Origin of the sequence: Aminobacter niigataensis, assembly GCF_946995915.1 — a bacterium.
Taxonomy (GTDB): Bacteria; Pseudomonadota; Alphaproteobacteria; order Rhizobiales; family Rhizobiaceae; genus Aminobacter; species Aminobacter niigataensis.
In genome coordinates this window covers 1,113,321-1,132,334 of sequence record NZ_OX341517.1, presented here as the reverse complement: position 1 = coordinate 1,132,334, position 19,014 = coordinate 1,113,321, and the positions used below count along the sequence as shown (strand labels likewise).

The 19,014-nt window shown below is 63.9% G+C and carries 14 protein-coding genes; 9 read left to right on the top strand and 5 right to left on the bottom strand.

All coding sequences use genetic code 11. From position 1 onward, the window contains the following. Positions 1-130 precede the first annotated feature (130 nt). Complete coding sequence (locus O1Y97_RS05315; protein WP_318763352.1) at positions 131-1,204, top strand: AraC family transcriptional regulator; 1,074 nt, start codon at positions 131-133, stop codon at positions 1,202-1,204. An 87-nt stretch (positions 1,205-1,291) separates the two neighbouring features. On the opposite strand, the gene O1Y97_RS05310 is transcribed toward O1Y97_RS05315, so the two are convergent. Next, positions 1,292-2,014 (bottom strand): outer membrane protein, encoded by a 723-nt coding sequence (locus tag O1Y97_RS05310; RefSeq protein WP_318764154.1) that lies wholly within the window; start codon positions 2,012-2,014, stop codon positions 1,292-1,294. A gap of 486 nt (positions 2,015-2,500) precedes the next feature. Between O1Y97_RS05310 and O1Y97_RS05305 the strand changes: the two genes are divergently transcribed. Together O1Y97_RS05305 and O1Y97_RS05300 are read left to right on the top strand one after the other, a co-directional pair. Next, a complete protein-coding gene (locus tag O1Y97_RS05305) occupies positions 2,501-2,725 on the top strand; it encodes a hypothetical protein (RefSeq protein WP_108679418.1) in 225 nt (74 codons plus the stop codon). A 223-nt stretch (positions 2,726-2,948) separates the two neighbouring features. After that, positions 2,949-3,323, top strand: coding sequence for a hypothetical protein (locus O1Y97_RS05300; protein ID WP_108606351.1), 375 nt, complete (start codon positions 2,949-2,951; stop codon positions 3,321-3,323). 140 nt (positions 3,324-3,463) lie between these two features. On the opposite strand, the gene O1Y97_RS05295 is transcribed toward O1Y97_RS05300, so the two are convergent. Then, a complete protein-coding gene (locus tag O1Y97_RS05295; protein ID WP_318763351.1) occupies positions 3,464-4,540 on the bottom strand; it encodes a substrate-binding domain-containing protein in 1,077 nt (358 codons plus the stop codon). 231 nt (positions 4,541-4,771) lie between these two features. Between O1Y97_RS05295 and O1Y97_RS05290 the strand changes: the two genes are divergently transcribed. After that, positions 4,772-6,226: an aldehyde dehydrogenase family protein gene (locus O1Y97_RS05290; RefSeq protein ID WP_318763350.1), complete on the top strand. Its 1,455-nt coding sequence runs from the start codon at positions 4,772-4,774 to the stop codon at positions 6,224-6,226. A 114-nt stretch (positions 6,227-6,340) separates the two neighbouring features. Continuing rightward, complete coding sequence (locus O1Y97_RS05285) at positions 6,341-7,324, top strand: methionyl-tRNA formyltransferase (protein WP_318763349.1); 984 nt, start codon at positions 6,341-6,343, stop codon at positions 7,322-7,324. Positions 7,325-7,420: 96 nt separating this feature from the next. Here O1Y97_RS05285 and O1Y97_RS05280 read toward each other — a convergent pair whose 3' ends face one another. Both O1Y97_RS05280 and torT read right to left on the bottom strand, forming a co-directional pair. Next, positions 7,421-9,790, bottom strand: a complete 2,370-nt coding sequence (locus tag O1Y97_RS05280; RefSeq protein WP_318763348.1) for a DUF1989 domain-containing protein — start codon at positions 9,788-9,790, stop codon at positions 7,421-7,423. Between the two features lie 130 nt (positions 9,791-9,920). Further along, complete coding sequence (gene torT, locus O1Y97_RS05275) at positions 9,921-11,003, bottom strand: TMAO reductase system periplasmic protein TorT (protein ID WP_318763347.1); 1,083 nt, start codon at positions 11,001-11,003, stop codon at positions 9,921-9,923. Between the two features lie 53 nt (positions 11,004-11,056). On the opposite strand from torT, the gene torS reads away from it, so the two are divergent. Next, the gene (torS, locus tag O1Y97_RS05270; RefSeq protein WP_318763346.1) at positions 11,057-13,975 is read left to right on the top strand and encodes a TMAO reductase system sensor histidine kinase/response regulator TorS; all 2,919 of its coding nucleotides are present in this window, start codon (positions 11,057-11,059) and stop codon (positions 13,973-13,975) included. 15 nt (positions 13,976-13,990) lie between these two features. Here the strand turns inward: torS and torR are convergent, their stop codons facing one another. Further along, on the bottom strand, positions 13,991-14,725 hold the full coding sequence (torR, locus tag O1Y97_RS05265; protein ID WP_318763345.1) for a two-component system response regulator TorR: 735 nt from the start codon (positions 14,723-14,725) through the stop codon (positions 13,991-13,993). Positions 14,726-14,937: 212 nt separating this feature from the next. Between torR and O1Y97_RS05260 the strand changes: the two genes are divergently transcribed. From O1Y97_RS05260 to O1Y97_RS05250, 3 genes are all read left to right on the top strand, one after another. Further along, positions 14,938-15,864: an ABC transporter substrate-binding protein gene (locus O1Y97_RS05260; RefSeq protein WP_108606345.1), complete on the top strand. Its 927-nt coding sequence runs from the start codon at positions 14,938-14,940 to the stop codon at positions 15,862-15,864. 104 nt (positions 15,865-15,968) lie between these two features. Further along, on the top strand, positions 15,969-16,997 hold the full coding sequence (locus O1Y97_RS05255) for a quaternary amine ABC transporter ATP-binding protein (RefSeq protein ID WP_318763344.1): 1,029 nt from the start codon (positions 15,969-15,971) through the stop codon (positions 16,995-16,997). Further along, the gene (locus tag O1Y97_RS05250) at positions 16,994-18,982 is read left to right on the top strand and encodes an ABC transporter permease (RefSeq protein WP_318763343.1); all 1,989 of its coding nucleotides are present in this window, start codon (positions 16,994-16,996) and stop codon (positions 18,980-18,982) included. The genes O1Y97_RS05255 and O1Y97_RS05250 overlap by 4 nt, the downstream gene beginning before the upstream one ends. The last annotated feature ends 32 nt before the right edge of the window (positions 18,983-19,014 follow it).

The following is a 19,014-nucleotide window of genomic DNA, read 5'->3' as shown; positions in this document are numbered from 1 at the left end:
GTCACCATGACTGTACGTCTCAACTGCTTGACCGAGCGTCCCAAGGCTATTGACTACTTCGACATTACCTCACCTCATACCGGTAGATCGGTGCTGTACCGGCCACAAGAAGTAGAGACACCGGTTGCGGATGGGCAAGGGCGACAGCACATTTGGTATGGCGACGCCACAGCGCGACGAATGGCCATTTCCGCCTGGCGAAGACTGTTATACCGCCTGGAAGAATGCGCTTTCTCTCTTGGTCGACTGTTCCATCCCTGAAGAATCCGACCCGGCGCTTTTCGATTTCCATGGCTACAGCTGGCAACTTCCGGGAGCGTTCCTGCACGTGAATGGCGGTTCGGCGTTGTCGATGTCGCGGACGCAACAGGTCATCGACGATCGACCGACCCCGCATATGGTGCTGTTCATGGTCCTGGAAGGACAGGTCACGGGCAACTACGACGGGTTGATCCAGGAGCACGAGCCCGGCGACATCGTCGTCGTCGACTATTCGTTGCCCTATGAGAGTGAAACTTCAGGCTTTGAAGCGATCGCGCTGACCTTCGACAAGGCCAGCGTGCCGGCCGAGTTCCAGAACAACGCTCACGGCCTCGTGCTGACGGCGAACGACCACGCCGGCGCCATGCTGGGGATCCAGATCAAGGCACTCGTGGAGCATATCGAAGGTCTCAGCATCCACCAGAGCCAGGTGATCGTTGATGGCATCCTGCATTTTGCCGCTGCTGCGTTTGCGGCCCCGGCAACGCGCGAAAGGCGCGACAAGCGATTCCTTTTCCAGCGCGCATCGTCGACCGCGCGACTAAGGCTGTCCGATCCCGACTTCGGTCCGGATGAGTTGGCTGCCTTCCTGAACATTTCGCGATCGAAACTGTTCCGTTTGTTCGAGCCGCATGGTGGCGTACAGCGCTGGATGCTCGCCGAACGGCTAAGGGGGAGTTTGCAGGGCATCCTGCGGTCAACCCCGGATCACAAGATAGCCGCCATTGCCCGCAACCACGGGTTTCGCAGCGAGGCGCATTTCAGCCGCGCCTTCCAGAAGCGTTATCGGATCAGTCCGAGTTCCGTCCGCACGCTCGCCAGGGACTCAATGCGGATGGCAAGGTATGAGACCTTGCTGAAACAGGGCGGCGGCAACGGCGGAGCGATCGTCGAGGCCTGGCTTGTGGCGGCTCGAGGCGGAGAGTTGGAAGAGGCAGGGTGACCTGTGCCGCAGGCCGACGATTTTGCAGGCCGCGCACCAAACGGAAAGGGCGGCCCGAAAGCCGCCCTTTTGTCTCATGCGCTCTGATCAGAACTTGTAGTTCAGGCCGGTCTTGAGCGTGTGGAATGCGGTATCCATTTCGATCCGATCTCCAGTGTAGATAAGATTCGTCGCCTTCAGGCTGCCGAGATCGACGTAGAGATATTCTGTCTTCAGCGTGATGTCGTTGGTGATGCCATATTCGACGCCGGCGCCGGCAGTCCACCCCAGATTGCTGTCGGCAAGCGCCTCGTTGAACCCGTCGCTATCGCTGTCGGAATACGAAATCCTGCCATAGGCCGCGCCGCCCGTGCCGTAGAACAGGACATTGTCCTGGGCGTAGCCGAGACGGCCACGCAGCGTGCCGAACCAGTCGATCTGGATCGCATAGCGAGAACTGAAGCCTTCGCTCGACGACTCGCTGTGTTCGGCCTTGATCCCTGACAAGGAGAAATCCACCTCGACGCCCGCGACCCAATTGGGCGCGAGTTGGTGGTTGTAGCCGGCCTGAACACCACCGAAACCACCGAACGCCCTGTCGCTGACGTTGTAGCCAATCGGGCCAACTTCGGTTTCAATGAGGTAGGAATTGTCGAATTCGCCACCGCCGATGCCGCCATGGACGCCGATGTAGAGACCGCTCCAGTCGTAGGCGAAGCGTTCAGCAACCGGCGCCGGAACTGGCTCGCTGATCACGTCTGCGGCCTGTGCCGAGGCCAGCCCCAGGATAAAAATGGCGTAAATCGTAGTAATTCTGGCAGAATTTTTCACAACAAACCTCAAGATTCGCACATGGGGAGTAATAACGTTCCTATCATGAGGGATTGATCGGGCGCCTTGACCGAGCGTCTCATCTTGATGACTGCACGTCCCAATGTGCGCGGCTGCCTCGTCCGGGGCAGTGACAGCGCAATCTGACGATGGCAAAGCCAGCACTGGCAGTTCACCGAATGCTCTGCCGGTGGCTGGCGCGCGCAATGTATGCTTCTTGCGTTGCGCCAGCCTCTTGCACCCTGGTTTGGCGGCGCCTGATCGAGCCGGCAACAAGCCGCGCGCCAAACGCATGACTGCGCGTCTCAACTTGATGACCGGACGTCCCAATGTGCTCGCTCGCCTCGCTCGAGGCAGTGACAGGGTGATCGGCATAACAGACAGATATCCTCGGTTTTGCTCATAAGCCTGCTTGCCGGCCCGTGGTGGCCGGCGAGACATGCGCAAGAGCGAACAAGGGAGCGAGCGCCAGGGAGGGGCACGAGCATGCCAGACGAAGCCGTTCACATGCAGCAGATCGGTGAATCACCGGTGGAGCAACCCGCTCACCAGCAACCTTCATATTGGGGCCGGGCACTTGGCAAGGCATGGGCATATGTCACGTTGACCGGCTCACCTTCGCAGCAAGACCAACCGGCGGACGGGCTGGAGGCATTCGACATGCTCGGCGGCTGGAAGGGTCCCGACGCTAGGCGGCGCAACATCGGCTAGCAGGTGCCTCGCCGGTCACTTTGCCGGCAACGGCATGAGGATATGACTGCTCGTCTCATCTTCATGACCGGACGTCCCAATGTGATGTTCAAGGAAGTGACAGCACAAACCTGACCGTGCGAGAGCAACTGCGGCAGCCAAGCGAACGCTCTGCTGGTGATCGGAGCGCGCAAATATTTGTTCCGTTGTCGACTTTTGAAAACCATGAAATCTTGAGGGGAAAATGCCAAATATTTCCAGAATGTACTTCATTACCGCCATCTGCTTCCTGGTGGCCGGAATTCTGGTCGGCCTGCATATGTCGATTACTCAAAACTTCGCCGCGACTGGCGCGCACGCGCATACAAACCTGCTGGGCTGGGTGACAATGTCCATTTTCGGGACATTTCACGCGCTTAACCCGCGTGGCGCCGGGACCCGTTTAGCGAAAGCGCAGTACTATGTTTACACGGGCGGAGTGATCGTGATGACGCCCGCTCTCTACCTGCTCTTGACCGGGAACCCGTCAATGGGGCCAGTAGTTGCCGTGTCGTCCTTCGTGGTGTTCGCCGGCGTTCTGATGTTCGCTGCCATCATATTTCGCGCTCGCGCAGAATAGGCTGTCGGCGTCGCCGCGCGCTAGCGGTGACTGCCTTGGCTTGGTCCATCCAGCCGGCGCCGAGTGGCGTCTGCTGGATGGCGTCGACGAGTGATGGCGACCTCGGTCCGGACAAGCCGCTGCCCGCCTCGCATGCACCGCTACTCTGTCGTCCGGAACACCTCGCGCACGGTCTTGATCGAGCCGGCGTCATTGACGCTGTAGCCCGGCAATTGCGAGATCGCGGCGTGGAATTCCTCGCCGCGCATGATCGACAGCACGCGCTTGACGGCGTCGACTTCCAGGATCTCCTTGCGGCAGACGAAGAAGTAGTCCTCGGTCACCAGCCGGACGAAGTCGAGATCGAACTGCCTCGCCGCGGCTTCGACGCCGAAGGCGACATCGGCCATGCCGCTGGCAACATAGGCGGCAACGGCGGCATGGGTGAATTCGGCATGCTCGTAGCCATTGATGCGGGAGCTGTCGATGTGGTGCTGGGCGAGTAGGTGGCCGAGCAGCATCCGCGTGCCGGAATCCGGGTCACGGTTGACGAAGCGGAGCTGCGGATCGAGCAGCCGATCGAGCGAGGTGATGCCGAGCGGGTTTCCGCGCGCCACCATCAACCCCATCTCCCGCGTCACGAAGCCGATGACGCGATGCGCGCTCGGCGTCAGCCAGCCCTTGCTCGCCGCGATGGCGCGCTTGCGCAGTTCGCCCTGCGGCAGGTGCATGCCGGCTAGGTCGCAACCGTCATGCGCCAGCGAGGCCAGCGAATTCTGGTTGCTGACATAGCGGAAATCGACCCCGATATCTGGCTCGCGGCTGAGCAGTTCCCTGAGTTTTGGCACCGCAAAACCATGGCTGGCGTGGACCCGCAGGATCAGCGGGCCATGCGGCAGCAACTGGTTGATCTCGGTCTCCAGTTCCTGCGACAGGTTCTGCAGCAATGGTCCCAGGCGCGCCTCGAGCCTCTGGCCGGCCCACACCAGCTTGTCGCCAAAGGGCGTGAGATTCGTGCCGCTGCCCTGCTTGCGCACCACCAGCGGCGTGTCGAAAAAAGCCGACCACTTCTCGATCAGGTTCCAGGCGTGGCGGTAGGAGACGCCGGCGAGATCGGCGGCCTTGGTGATCTTGCCGCTCGCCCGTATCTCGGCGAGGAAACCGAGCATGATCTGCAAGGATTGTGAATCCGCGCTGCGCCTGAAGCGCCAGACGGGATCGATCTCGATACGGATCATCGCTACCTCCCAACCGCCTCGGCCGAAGCAGATATGAATTCACATTCATATCTTCTGCATCGGCAAACCGGCAGTCGAGATCATGTCTCAGGGCAAAAAGTTAGGCAATAAATATCTTATTCCCACAGGAAAATATCTTTCCTACGGTGAGATCAGTCTCGCGGCGGTGGCTGGAGGAGCCGAGCTTCCATCGCGACATAGGAACTGAAGTTCATATATGGAGGAAGACCCGTGGTATACGCCTTTTCCGACTGGACCCAAAAGCTGCTGATTGACGGCAAGCGGGTCGACGCGCTTTCCGGCCGCACCTTCGACACGCTCGACCCAGCGACAGGCAACGTCATCGCCAGGATCGCCGAGGCCGACGCGGCCGATGTCGACGTTGCCGTACGCTCTGCCCGCGCTGCTTTCGAGGGCGACTGGGGCCGGATGCGCGCCAGCGAGCGCGGCCTGCTGATGCTCAGGCTGGCCGAGCTGATCCGCCAGAACGAGGACGAGCTGGTTAACCTGGAAAGCCTCGACAGCGGCAAGCCGGTTTCGGCCATCCGCCGCCAGGACCTGCCGGCGGTCATCGACACGCTGGTCTATTATGCCGGCATGGCCGACAAGATAAACGGCCAGGTCATTCCGGCGCGCCAGGACGCGCTGACCTACACGGTGCGCGAGCCGCTCGGCGTCGTCGGCGCCATCATCCCGTGGAATTTCCCGCTGATGATCGGCATGTGGAAGATCGCACCCGCACTGGCCTGCGGCTGCACCGTCGTGCTGAAACCGGCCGAAATCACACCGCTGACTGCGCTCCGCATCGGTGAGCTGGCGCTCGAAGCCGGTTTCCCCGCCGGCACCCTCAATGTCGTGCCGGGCTTCGGCAAGATCGCCGGCCAGGCGATCGTCGACCATCCCGACATCGACAAGGTCACCTTCACCGGCTCGCCGGTGGTGGGACGGCAGATCCTGCGCGGTGCCGCCGGCAATTTGAAGCGGGTGACGCTGGAACTCGGCGGCAAGTCGGCCAATATCATCTTCCCCGACGCCGACCTCGATGCCGCGGTCAAGGCAGCCGGTGCCGGCATCTTCTTCAACACCGGCCAGGTTTGCTCGGCCGGGTCGCGCATCCTCGCTCATGAATCCATCTATGACGAAGTTGTCGAGCGTCTAGCGGCACGAGCGAATTCCACCCGCATCGGCGACCCGCGCGAAACCTCGACCGCCATGGGCCCACTGGTTTCCGAAGTGCAGATGAAGCGCGTGCTCGACTACATCGAGATCGGCAAGAACGAAGGCGCCACCCTGGTCGCCGGCGGCAGCCGCCATGGCGATGCCGGCTACTACGTGCAGCCGACCGTCTTTGCCGGCGTCGAACACGAGATGCGCATCTCGCAGGAAGAGATATTCGGGCCCGTCGCCACCGTCATCAAGTTCAAGGACGACGAGGACGCCCTGCGCATCGCCAACGGCACGGTCTACAGCCTCGCTGCCGGCGTTTGGACCGGCGACATAGGCCGGGCCCATCGTTTCACGCGGCGGCTGAAGGCCGGCACCGTCTGGGTCAACACCTACGGCCCGACCGACATCAGGTTGCCATGGGGCGGCGCCCGCGATTCCGGCTTCGGCCGCGAGCATGGCGACATGGCGATCGAGAATTTCACCGAACCCAAGGTCGTCTGGATCAACACCGGCCGCTGACACCGCGCCTCGCCTGAAGGCGGGGCGCTCTCCAATCATCCCTGAGGACATCGGCAACCCTGCCCCGGCAAGGCTCGGAGAAGCTTTGCCAAAATTCTGGAGGAGTACAGCATCATGCGAATTGCAATCATTGGACAGCAGGCATTCGGACAAAGCGTGCTGGAGGCGTTCCTGGCCCGCGGCGATGAAGTCGCCGGCGTGTTCTGCGCGCCAGAAAAGGCCGGCGCCAGGCCAGACCCGCTGCGGGTGGCGGCCGAAAAGGCCGGCCTGAAGGTCTTCCAGCTGCCGAGCCTCAAGGGCGAAGCGGCGGAAAACGCGCTGCGGGCGCTCGATGTCGATCTCGCCGTCATGGCCTATGTGCTGCAGTTCGCACCGCAGGCTTTCGTCAACATCCCCAGGCACGGCACCATCCAGTACCACCCCTCCCTGCTGCCGAAGTATCGCGGCCCGAGCTCGATCAACTGGCCGGTGATCAAGGGCGACACCCAGACCGGGCTCACCATCTTCCGCCCGACCGACGGCCTCGACGAAGGCCCGGTGATCCTGCAGAAGAAAGTCGACATCGGTCCCGACGACACGCTCGGCAGCGTCTATTTCGACTGGCTGTTCCCGCTCGGAGTCGACGCCATGCTGGAGGCGGCGGACCTCGTCGTTGCGGGCAAGCACAGCGAAGTCGATCAGGATGAGAGCCAGGCCTCCTACGAGGGCTGGTGCAAGGATGCCGAGGCCAAGATCAACTGGCACGCCCATGTCGACACCGTCCACAACGTCATCCGCGGCTGCGACCCGGCGCCTGGCGCATGGACCACGGTCAACGGCACCAAGGTGCGGCTGTTCGAGGCGCGCAAGCACCTGGCGCGCCGGTTCGAGGACGTCACCGGCAAGCCCGGCGAGATCGTCTCGATCGGCGAGCGCAGCATCGGCATATCGGTGCAGGGTGGCGTGGTGGAGATCTTCAAGGTCCGTACCGAAGCCGGCCAGAAGCTCTCCGGCGCAGGCCTCGCCGACACCTTCGGCTTGAAGCCGGGCATGAAGCTCGGCACTGACGCGCCCGCACCGGCCCCAGCCCCCGCAAGGATTGCCGAGCCGGTCAGCTGAAACATATTCCCCGCGTCGGCCATTGGCCGACCATCCTCCCGCGAAGCCGCCGAGCAATCGGCGGCTTTTGCTTTGCGTGGCCTTTGGAGCTTACGCCTACGACCGTGGCTTTTCCTTCTTGGGATCGTAGTGGGCGAAAGGCACGATCCTGGCCGGCAGGCGTTTCTGGTGGCCGTCGAGCTTGCCGATCTCGACCTCGGTGCCGACATTGGCGTGCGTTGCGTCGACGCGGGCCAGCGCGATGTTCTTGTTCAGCACCGGTGAGCGCATCGACGAGGTGACGATGCCGATCTGGGCGCGGCCGATATGGACGCAGTCGCCATGGCCGACGACGACGTTGGAGTCGATGTCGAGGCCGACCAGCTTGTGGATCGGGTTGTCCTTGCGCCGGATCAGCGCCTCGCGGCCGATGAAGTCGTCGGTCTTGGTCTTCAGCGGCACGGTGAAGCCGATGCCGGCCTCGAACGGGTCGGTCTGGTCGGAGAACTCGTAATTGGCAAAGATCAGCCCGGCCTCGATGCGCACCATGTCGAGCGCGGCAAAGCCCATCGGCTTGAGCCCATGCGGCTGGCCCGCTTCCCAGACCGCGTCGAAGACCTTTTCGGCGTCGCGCGGATGGCACCAGACCTCGTAGCCGAGCTCGCCGGTATAGCCGGTGCGCGAGACCACGATCGGCACCCCTTGCGCATCGCCGATGCGGCCGATGGTGAAGCGGAACCATTCGAGCTCGCTGAGCGCCGGCTGGTGCGGCGGCGTCCAGACGATCTCCTTGAGGATGTCGCGGCTGTTGGGGCCCTGCACGGCGATGTTGTGCATCTGGTCGGTCGAGGAGCGGATGAGCACCTTGAGGCCGAGCTTTTCCGCCACTTCGCGCAGCCACACGCCGGAATAGTCGTCACCGCAGATCCAGCGGAAATTGTCCTTGCCGAGACGCAGCAAGGTGCCGTCGTCGATCATGCCGCCATGCTCGTAGCACATCGCGGTATAGACGACCTGGCCGACGCCGAGCTTCTTGACGTCGCGGGTCAGCGTGTACTGCATCAGGGCTTCTGCATCCGGGCCCGTCACCTCGAACTTGCGCAGGGCGGAAAGATCCATCACCACCGCCTTCTGGCGGCAGGCCCAGTATTCCTCGATCGGGCCTTCCTTGGCGAATTCCTGCGGCAGCCAGAAGCCCTTGTATTCGATGAAGTTGCGCGTGTGCTTGGCAAAGCTTGAATGGAAGGCGGTCTCACGGGTCATTTTGGGTTCGGCCTCCGGGGTCGTGCGTCTGGCGATCGCGCGCGAGAATTTGTGCTGGCCGGAATAGGTCCGGACGTGGATGTCGGTGAGGTTCCAGCCATTGGCCGGGGTGGTGTCGTCGGGGCAGGCCGAGGAGACGCAGACGATGTCGGTCAGGGCTCTCAGCAGCACATAGTCGCCCGGCCGCGACCAGGGTTCGTCGGAGAACATCACGCCATGGGCGTCAATGCCGGTGTTGAAGAAGAAGTTGACCGCCATCCAGCCGGCGCGGGCATTGACGCCATGCGGGGTCAGTGCGCCGTTGAAGTTCTCCGAGCAGTTGATGTGGCCGGGATAGCCGATGTCGTCGTAATATTTGGCATAGCAGGCGAGCGCGAACGCATCGTGGCGGCCGCAGGTGTCCTGGATGACCTCGACCAAAGGCTCGAAATCCTGGTCGAAATATTTGGCATGCAGGCCGGGCATCGGATAGGCGTGGCCCATCAGCGAGCGGGTGGCGGTGACGTCGAGGGCAAGGTCGCGGCCCTTGTCGAGCTTGCGCGCCGAAAAGCACTGGAAGTCGGTGCACTGGCGGCCGTCGACGTCGATGATCTGGATGTAGTCGCCGGCCTTGACGAAGAAGCTCTCGGCCGTCTTCGACTTGACCCTGAGGTCGAGCAGCGGATCGGCGAGCGGATCGGGCAGGTCGGACTTGCCGGCGGGCCTGATCGTCGCGCGCTTGATCATCACCGCAAGCGGCGTCGAGGTGTCGTGGCTGTCGATCGCCATCGCCGCACCGGGGGCAGCGACCACCAGCGTGCCCGGACGGGTGACGGTGAAGCTCTCTTCGGTGCCCGCAGCGGTCGCACCATCGAAGAAGCGCACGGCCTCGACACGGCCGAGTTCGAGCTTGCGCCGCGCCAGCCCGGCGCGGAACGCCTGCAGGCTGTCGTCGCCGTCGACCAGAAGCGCCTTGAGCCCGGCAGCATCGCTGTTCGAGCGCGTGCCCAGGATGCCCGGATCGGCCTTGCCGGCGGCATCGAAGGCCACCAGCTCGCAAGGCTGGCCGCCCTCGAGGTTGCGCACCGTCACGCGGTCGCCGGCCTCGATCTCGATCAGTGCGGCGCCCAAGCCCGGCACATGGTAACGCTCCATGCCCGGCAAAAGCAGCCCGGGCTGCAGGATGAGACTCGGCCGCGGCGGGCCGGAGGTCACGGCGGGGTAGTTTTCACCTGTCGTAGCCATCACCGCTCTCCTCGCAGCAATCCTGAGATCCTGGACAGGCTACCTGCAGGCTGTGAACCAGTCCGCCGAGATACGTGAAAATTGGCGGCGCTTATGTGAAAAATTGTAACCGGACAGCGGTCACGCCGCCTCACTGGACCTGGAAGGTCGGCTTGAACCAGGCCGGCGCCAGGCTTCGCTCGAGATCGAGCGACTGCACGTTGGTCCGGTCGACAATCTCGACCGGCGGCCCGACATGGCGATAACGCAGCGTGCCTTCGATCGCCCGGATGGCCTGGTCGATGGCGATGCGGCCCTGCAGCGGCGGCGAGTCGGTCGGCGCGGCCACAACTTTGCCCCGGTTGATTTCCCGGAAGGTGCCATGGGTGAAATAGTCTGCCAGGATCCTCACCTGGTTTGCCCGCCCCTGGGCCCTGAGGATGCTGACTGCGGCATCCGCCGTCGGCGCGCTGCCGACGATGTAGTCGATATTGGGCTGCGTCTCGAGCAGTTCCTCGATCAAAAGCAGCTGGATCTCCACGCCGGTGTCGCCCCATTTGACGGCGGCGATTTCGGCCGAACTCTGCTTCAGCGCGCCGCGGAAACCGGCCTCGACGAACTTGACCCAGCCGGCCCCCTTGGGCCCGGGAAACCACGCCACCCTGACCGGCATGGTGCCGGCGGGATGAAGGCGGGCGAGATAGGCGCCGATCGACCGCCCCATCTCCTCCCACGAAACGCCCGACTTGGCCGTGATGCCGGCGCCGTCGATGTCATTGACCGAGGCGATGACCGGGATGCGACGGGCGATCTCCTTGATCGTCGGCGTCAGCCCTTCATAGGACACGGTCCCGACGATCAAGGCGTCGGCGGTGGCGCTGCAGGTCCTGATCTGTTCGATCTGGCGGTCGAGATTGGGATACCCGCCAGCTTCGACGACGGTCAGTTTCACGCCGGCCGAGCGCGCCTGCTCGACCATGCCGTAGTTGACGCTGACCCAGTAGGAATCCTTGAGATGCGGATAGGAGGCGCAGATGCGCCAGGCTTTCGCGGCCTTCGCTACCGGCTGGTAGTCGATCGCCGTCGCCGGCCGGGAATAGCCGAATGGCTCCTCCCACGCATTGAGCTTCCATGTGCCCGCGGCATCCTCGGCCATGGCTGGATGGCCGCCACCGAGCGCCAGCAAGGCGGCAACAAGGAAGCTCAAGCGATCAAGGCGTGCCGGCAATTTCATCGGGGCAAGCTAGACAGCTTACGTCGGCAGCGCAAACCATGGTTATATGGACCATGCTTCATCGTTTCGGTATCGGCGGAAGGCTGTTCCTCGCCTTCCTATGCATCACGGGATTGTCGTTGTCGTCGGGCATCGCCAGCTGGCTGATCCTGCGCAACATCGCCGACGCCCAAGCCGTGGTGAACGCACAGGCGCTTCCCGCGGTGGCGGCAACCCAGCACACCGCCGAACTGAGCGCCAAGCTGATTGCCACCGCCCCGGCCCTTGCGGCCGTGCGTTCGCCCGACGAATTGCTGGCCGAGCAAGGCAAGCTCTCTGAGCTGTCGCAGCAACTCGTCAAGTCGCTGACCGAAGTCAGGCGGCTGTCGATCGATCCCAAGCTCGTCGAGGAGTTTGCCGGCTCGGTCGAAAAGATGCTCGCCAACCTTAAGGAAAACAACGAGCTGGTGCGCCAGCGGTTGGACGAGGACAAGGCCTATCGCGAAGGCGCGGAGGCTGCGGCAACAGCTGCCCAGTCGATCCTGCTGCTTTCCGAGACGCTGATTTCCAACGCGTCCGCCGGTGCCTCGGCTGTGACGGCCAATCTGTACGGACTGATCGGCGATCCCGCGCGCCGCGAGGACGCCTACACCGCCGTCGACCGGTTGATCGAGCACGACATCTACCTGATGGAGCGCATGTATGAGCTGCGCCACCGCAGCGCCCAGGTAAGCCTTTTGATCAACCGGCTTGGCCGGGCAGAGTCGCGCTCCGAGATCAGCGAGATCAGCGGCATCTTCCAGGACCACATGAAAGTCATCCTGCGCCGGATCCTGAGCATCGACGATCCGGTGCGGCGCAAGCAGGGCGTCGCCTTCTTCGGCGCCATCGAGGCCGCCGCCGGCGAGGTGCCGGTGTCGGGCTCGATCTTCGGCCGCCGCCAGCAGGTCATCGACCTGGCCGGCAGGCTCGACGCCATGGCCCAGGCAAATCGCGATCTTGCCGTCACCCAGAACCAGGTCGCCCGGGACATTCTCGACCGCTCCGACGAGTTCGCGAGGACAACGGCCGACCGCGCCGACGACGCCGTCCGCATCGGCGTCATCGTGCTCGTCGTGACCCTGCTGGGCGCCATCCTGGCTTCGGGCGCGATCGTCTGGCTCTATGTCGAGCGCAACCTTGTCCGCCGTTTGAGCAGCCTGTCGCGCGCCATGCAGCGGCTGACAGCAGGCGACCTCGATGTCACCGTGACCGACACCGGCGACGACGAACTGCGCACCATGGCCGTCGCCGTCAACCAGTTCCGCGACGAGTCGCGCCGGCGCCTCGAACTGGAGCAGGACCGCGAACGCATCACCGACGAGCTCAGGCGCCACCGCGAAGAACTCCAGCAACTCGTCGAGGAGCAAACCGAGCAGATCAGGCAGGTCAACACCCGCCTGCGCCAGGAGGCGATCGACCACGACCAGGCGCGGGCGCGGGCCGAGCAGGCAAGCAGCGCCAAGTCCGCGTTCCTCGCCACCATGAGCCACGAGATCCGGACGCCGATGACGGGAATGCTCGGCATGATGCGCCTGCTCGCCGACACCAGGCTCGGCCCGAGGCAACGCGAGCACCTGTCGGTCGCGGCGAATTCCGGCGAGGCGCTGCTCGGCATCCTCAACGCCATCCTCGACTACTCCAAGGTCGAGTCGGGCAATGTCGCCGTCGAGAAGGTCGACTTCGACCTGTCGAAGCTGGTTACCGGCGTCGTCGCCTTCATGCGCCCGATGGCGACGGAAAAGGGCCTCGACCTTTGGCTCGAAATCGACCCGAAGCTGGCCCCTGCCTTTACCGCCGACGCCGGCAAGATCCGCCAGGTCCTGTTCAACCTGGTCAGCAACGCGATCAAGTTCACCGAGCACGGCCATGTCCGGGTCAAGGTGACGCTCGCCGCCAGTGCCAGGCAGGCGCAGACCGTGCGGCTCGCCGTTTCGGACACCGGCATCGGCATTTCGCCGGAACGGCAGGATGACATCTTCCAGGCCTTCACCCAGATGGACGCCTCCATCACTCGCCGCTTCGGCGGCACCGGACTGGGCCTGGCGATCAGCCGCGAATACGCCCGGCTCATGGGTGCCGATCTCTCGGTCAGTTCGCGCCAGGGCGCAGGCAGCATCTTCACGCTCGAGATGCCGTTACAGAAGGCCGCGCTCGAAGCCGGCCTTCCCGCCGTCAGGAGCCGCCGTACGCGCAAGGCTGCGGCCTCGCCGCGCCACATACTGCTCGTCGAGGACGACGACGCCACCAGGCTAGTCTCGACCACGCTGTTGTCCCAGGCCGGCCACCATGTGAAGGCGGTGAGTTCGGGCTACCTTGCCCTGGAAGCCATTGCCGACTTCAAGCCCGAGATCGTGGTGATGGACGTCAGCCTGCCCGGTATAGACGGCATCGAGACGATGAAACGCCTGCGCACCACGCTTTCGGCGCCCGACCTGCCCGTCATTGCGATGTCGGCGCATGTGTTCAAGTCCGACATCGACCGCTACCTCGATTCAGGCGTCGATGCCTTCGTGGCAAAACCCATCGTCCACGAGCATCTGCTCGATGCGGTGGCAACGCTGGCCAAGCGCCCGGCCGCAACCCGGCAGCCCATCGTCGCGCTCGACGTTGCGGCCTGCCAGGCCGATCTCGACGCGCTCGGCGCCGAGACGGTGCAGCGGCTGCATCGCATCGCCCACGACAGCCTGCCCGGACGTTTTAGGTCCATGCACGATGCCCTGGAAACCGGCGATCGCAAGGCCCTTGGCGATCTCGCCCACGCGACGCGAAGCTCGGCCGGTTCGCTCGGATTTCCGCGCCTGCTGCAGGCTGCCGAAGTGCTCGAAGCGGCTGCGGCCGATGAGCCCGTCGCCGGGCTGAGGCGCATGGTCAAGGATTGCGAGGCAGCCTTTGCCGAAGGCACGCGGCAATGGCAAAAGATGCTGGAGGCCGACCAGGCGCATTCGGCCTGAGCGCCGACCCGACCCTCAGAAGCCGGCCGAGCCGCGCACAGCCTGGTTCGCGTCGGGCGCGAAGAAATAACCCTCGCCATGGGCGGTAACGATGATGCGCGGCGTGCGCGGATTGTCGTTCAGCTTCTGCCGTAGCCTTCGCACCAGCACGTCGACGGTGCGGTCGCTGGCGTCCCATTCGCGCCGCGATATCTCGTGCAGCAGCCGCTCGCGCGACAGCACCTGCCCGGGATTGGCGGTCAGCACCGACAACAGCTTGAACTCGGCGCCGGTCAGCTCGACGAAGGTGCCGTCGGCCGCCTGCAGCGTGCGCCGCGCCACTTCCAGCGTCCAGCCGTAGAAATGGCGCGTGCCCGAGGCAGCGGGAGGCAGACGCCCCTTGCCGACGCGGCGCAGCAGGCCCTTGACCCGGGCCAGCAGCTCGCGGTGCTCCACCGGCTTGGTGACATAGTCGTCGGCACCGATCTCGAGACCGACGATGCGGTCGACCGTGTCGGTCCGGCCGGTGACCAGGATGATTCCGACGTCGGACCGTTCGCGCTGCTCGCGGGTCAGCTTGAGTCCGTCCTCGCCGGGCAGGTTGATGTCGATCATCAGCAGGTCCGCCGGATGTCTGCCCATGATGGCGCGCATCTGCTCGCCGTCGCCGGCCTCGCTGACCTTGTAGCCCTCGGCCAGGAAATAGCCGGCGAGCTTCGCCCGGGTGACCGGGTCGTCCTCAACGATCACGATGTGGTGCTGAACCCGCATGCCATCTTATCCTCCCAAGCCTCGATTAACATCTTTTCACAAGTCAGACCACGACTTTTACACCCCGCCCGACACCGGTTCACTTCTCACCGCTATGTTTGCTGGGCTGGAGTGGAAACAGGTCCATAGAGACCGACCTCCGCATCCCGTGGGAACGATCGCAACACAAAGGAAAGGGAGGTTCAATGAGGAATTTCACGAAGTCCGCAAGTATGGCCACGATTTTGGCTTTCGCTACGGGCACGGCATTTGCCGAGGATTCCACCGACGCCATCAAGATCCCGACGCACAACTGGTCGAGCCAGATCGTTGGCGCCCACATCGTCGGCAAGCTGCTCGAAAAGGGCGGCGCCAAGGTCGAGTACGTTTCCGCCGACAGCCAGGTCGTCTACACCGCGCTTTGCGAGGGCGACGTCAGCCTCGTGCATGAAGTCTGGGAAGGCGCCTTCGGCGTCGCTTTCCAGAAGGTGGTCAAGGAAGGCTGCGTCGTCGATGCCGCCACCCACGACGCCAAGACGCGCGAGGAATGGTGGTACCCCACCTATGTCGAGGAAGTCTGTCCCGGCCTGCCCGCATGGGAAGCGCTGAACGCTTGCGCCGACAAGTTCGCCACCGCCGAGACCTCGCCGAAAGGCCGCTTCCTCGGCGGTCCGGTCGACTGGCTCAAGCATGACTCCGAGCGCGTCGAAGCCCTTGCCATGAATTTCGAGGTCGTCAACGCCGGTTCGGCCGCAGCGCTTTGGGCCGAGCTCGACTCCGCCGTCAAACGCAAGGAGCCGATCGTCCTGTTCAACTGGACGCCGAACTTCGTCGAAGCGCTTTATGACGGCAAGTTCGTCGAGTTTCCGGCCTTCGACCCCAAGTGCAAGGACGATCCGGCCTGGGGCAGCAACAAGGACCTGAGCTACGACTGCGGCAACCCGAAGGACGGCTACCTCAAGATCGCCGCCTGGAAGGAATTCCCGACCAAGTGGCCCAAGGCCTACGCTATCCTGCAGAAGATCAACTTCTCCAACATGGATATCGCGGTGCAGGCAAAGCTTGCCGACATCGACAACATGGAGCCCGAGCAGGCCGCCGACAAATGGCTGGCCGACAACGAGGCTCGCTGGAAGGCCTGGCTGGGTTCCGCCAGCTAACCCTGCACTAAACGACATCGCGCGGTTAAAGTGGCGCCTGCACAAGCAGGCGCCACCTCGCCCCTGCACATCCATCGGCCACCTTGGCGAGAGGCAAACTCGACATGACCGAAGCAAAAATCGCATGCCGCAATCTCTGGAAGCTCTACGGCGCCGACCCCGCCGGCTTCCTGCGCCGCCACGCCGGCAACCCCTCGATCGAAACCATCAGGGCCGAAGGTTACGTCCCTGCCGTCCGCGACGTTTCCTTTGAGGTCATGCCCGGCGAAATCCTTGTCGTCATGGGCCTGTCGGGCTCTGGCAAGTCGACCCTGCTGCGCTGTCTCGCCCGCCTGATCGAGCCGACCTCTGGCGAGGTCATGTTCGAAGGCCGCGACATCCTCGCCGCTTCCGAGCGCGAGCTGATCGAGCTTAGGCGCCACAAGATGGGCATGGTCTTCCAGCACTTCGCCCTGCTGCCCCACCGCACCGTGCTCGACAACGTCGCCTTCCCGCTCCAGGTCCGCGGCACCGATCGCCAGAAGCGCGAGGCCCGCGCCCGCGAAGTGATCGAACTCGTCGGGCTTAAGGGCCGCGAGGCCTATTATCCGCGCGAGCTCTCCGGAGGCCAGCAGCAGCGTGTTGGCATCGCCCGCTCGCTCGCCGTCGGCCCCGACGTCTGGTTCCTCGACGAGCCCTTCTCGGCGCTCGACCCGCTCATTCGCCGCGAGATGCAGGACGAGTTCCTGCGCCTGCAGAAGATGCTCAACAAGACGATCGTCTTCATCACCCACGATTTCGACGAGGCGATCCGCGTCGCCGACCGCATCGCCATCATGAAGGATGGCGTCGTCGAGCAACTCGGCACGGCGGAAGAACTGGTGACCTGCCCGGCCACGCCCTACGTCGCCGAATTCACCCGCAACGTCTCCCACGACCGCCTGCTCTCGGTGCGATCGATCATGGCGCCGGCATCCGCCCGCGCGCCTGATGCGGCAGCGGTGCAGGTCGAGGCGCTTCTGGCAAGCGTCGCCCGCCAGGTGCTCTCGTCGGAACGCCCGGTCGACGTCGTCGACGACGGCGGCGCACTCGTCGGCACGCTCAGCCGCGACAGCCTGATCGATGCGCTCTACGGCAAGGAACAGTGCGCATGAATGCCGCGACCCTGACCCGCGCCACCGAGATGGAGCCGCAAAAGCCCCTGGCATCTCTGGCGAAGCCGCTGCTCGTCGTGCTGCCCTTCCTCATCCTGCTGCTCGCGGCCTCGCTTCTCCCGGCCTGGGCCGTGCAGGTGCCCAAGGGTTGGACGATCCCCTTCGTCGACTGGGCGAACACGCTGATCGGACACATGCGCGACGACGCCATCTTCGGGCTGTTTTCGTTCCGCGACCTGACCCGCGCAATCGCCGAACTCATCACCTGGCCGCTGGCCTTCGTCGAAGGCTTGCTGGTTTCGGGCTTTCCGAAGATCGGCCTGGCGGCGATGCCATGGGTCATGACCGCGGGGCTATCGGGCGTGCTCGGCTGTTATCTCAAAGACTGGCGCCTCGGCCTGCTCTCCGCCGGATGCGTCGCCTACATGGCGATCTTCGGCAAGTGGGAGCTGTCGATGATCACCCTTTCGGTGGTGCTTGTCGCGGCCCCCATCGCCGGTCTCATCGGTTTCGGCATCGGCATTCTCGCAGTGAAGAAACAGTGGTTCGAAGCGCTCATCGTGCCGCTGCTCAACGTCCTGCAGTCGCTGCCGCATTTTTCCTACCTGATCCCGATCGCTGTGTTCATCGGCGTCGGCCACAAGGCCGGCACGATCGCCACAGTCATCTTCGCCATTCCGCCCATGGCGCGGCTCACCATCCTTGGCCTCAAAGGTGTCGCCGAAGAGGTTCGCGAGGCCGGCAAGATGGCCGGCTGCACGCGTTTCCAGACACTGTGGATGGTCGAGATTCCCTCTGCCCGCCAGCCGCTGCTGGTCGGCGTCAACCAGGTCATCATGCAGTGCCTGGCGATGGTGGTCATCGCCTCCTTCGTCGGCGCCCGCGGCCTCGGACACGACCTGCTGTTCCGGCTCCAGGCGCTGAAAATCGGCCAGGCGCTGGAAAGTGGCGTGGCCATCGTGCTGATGGCGATCACGCTCGACCAGTTGAGCCGCGCCGCCGCCTACAAGGAGCCGTCCCGCAGAGAGGACGACGCCACCTTCCTGCAGCGTTACCCGTTCCTCGGCGCATCGGCGCTGGTCGTCGTCGTTTCGCTCATTCTGGCCTCGATCACGCCCTATGCCCAAGCCTGGCCTGCGGATCTCGCTCTCAGCACCGCACCCTTCTGGGACGCGCTGGTCGACTGGGTCACCGTCACCTTCTACGAGCCGCTGCAATATGTCCGCAACGCCATGCTGCTCTATGTGCTGATCCCCGTGCGAGACCTGTTCCAGAGCATTCCCTGGACAGCGATGGTCGCGCTCGTCGCAGCTGCAGGCTGGTCGCTCGGCGGCCTGCGGCTTGCGCTCACCGTTTCCGGCTTCGTGCTCTTCATCGCCTTCGCCGGCTACTGGGAGCGGTCGCTGATCACCGCCTACATGGTGACGGTCGCCGTGCTGATCTGCATCCTGGTCGGCCTGCCGATCGGCATCTGGGCATCGCGCAGCGAGCGCCGCACCAGCATCGTCAAACTGCTGTGCGACACCTTCCAGACCTTCCCGTCTTTCATCTACCTGATCCCCGTCATCATGCTGTTCAAGGTCGGCGACGTCGCGGCGATTTCGGCGATCATCATCTACGCCATGATCCCGATCGTCCGTTACACCATCTTCGGGCTACGCAACGTGCCGTCCGAAATCGTCGAAGCCGGCATCACCTCGGGCTGCACCAGGCGTCAGCTGCTGTGGAACATCCGCATGCCGCTCGCCTTCCCCGAGATCATGCTCGGCATCAACCAGACGATCATGTTCGCGCTGTTCATGGTCATCATCGCCGCATTCATCGGCACCAAGGACATCGGCCAGGAGATCTTCAAGGCGCTGACCTTCAACGATGCCGGCAAGGGTCTGGTGCTCGGCTTGTGCGTCGCCTTCATGGGCCTCACCGCCGATCAGCTGATCACCGCCTGGGCGACACGGCGGAAGCAGCGGCTCGGCCTGGCCTAGAAACGTGCCCGGCGGGCGTTTGCGCCTCCGCC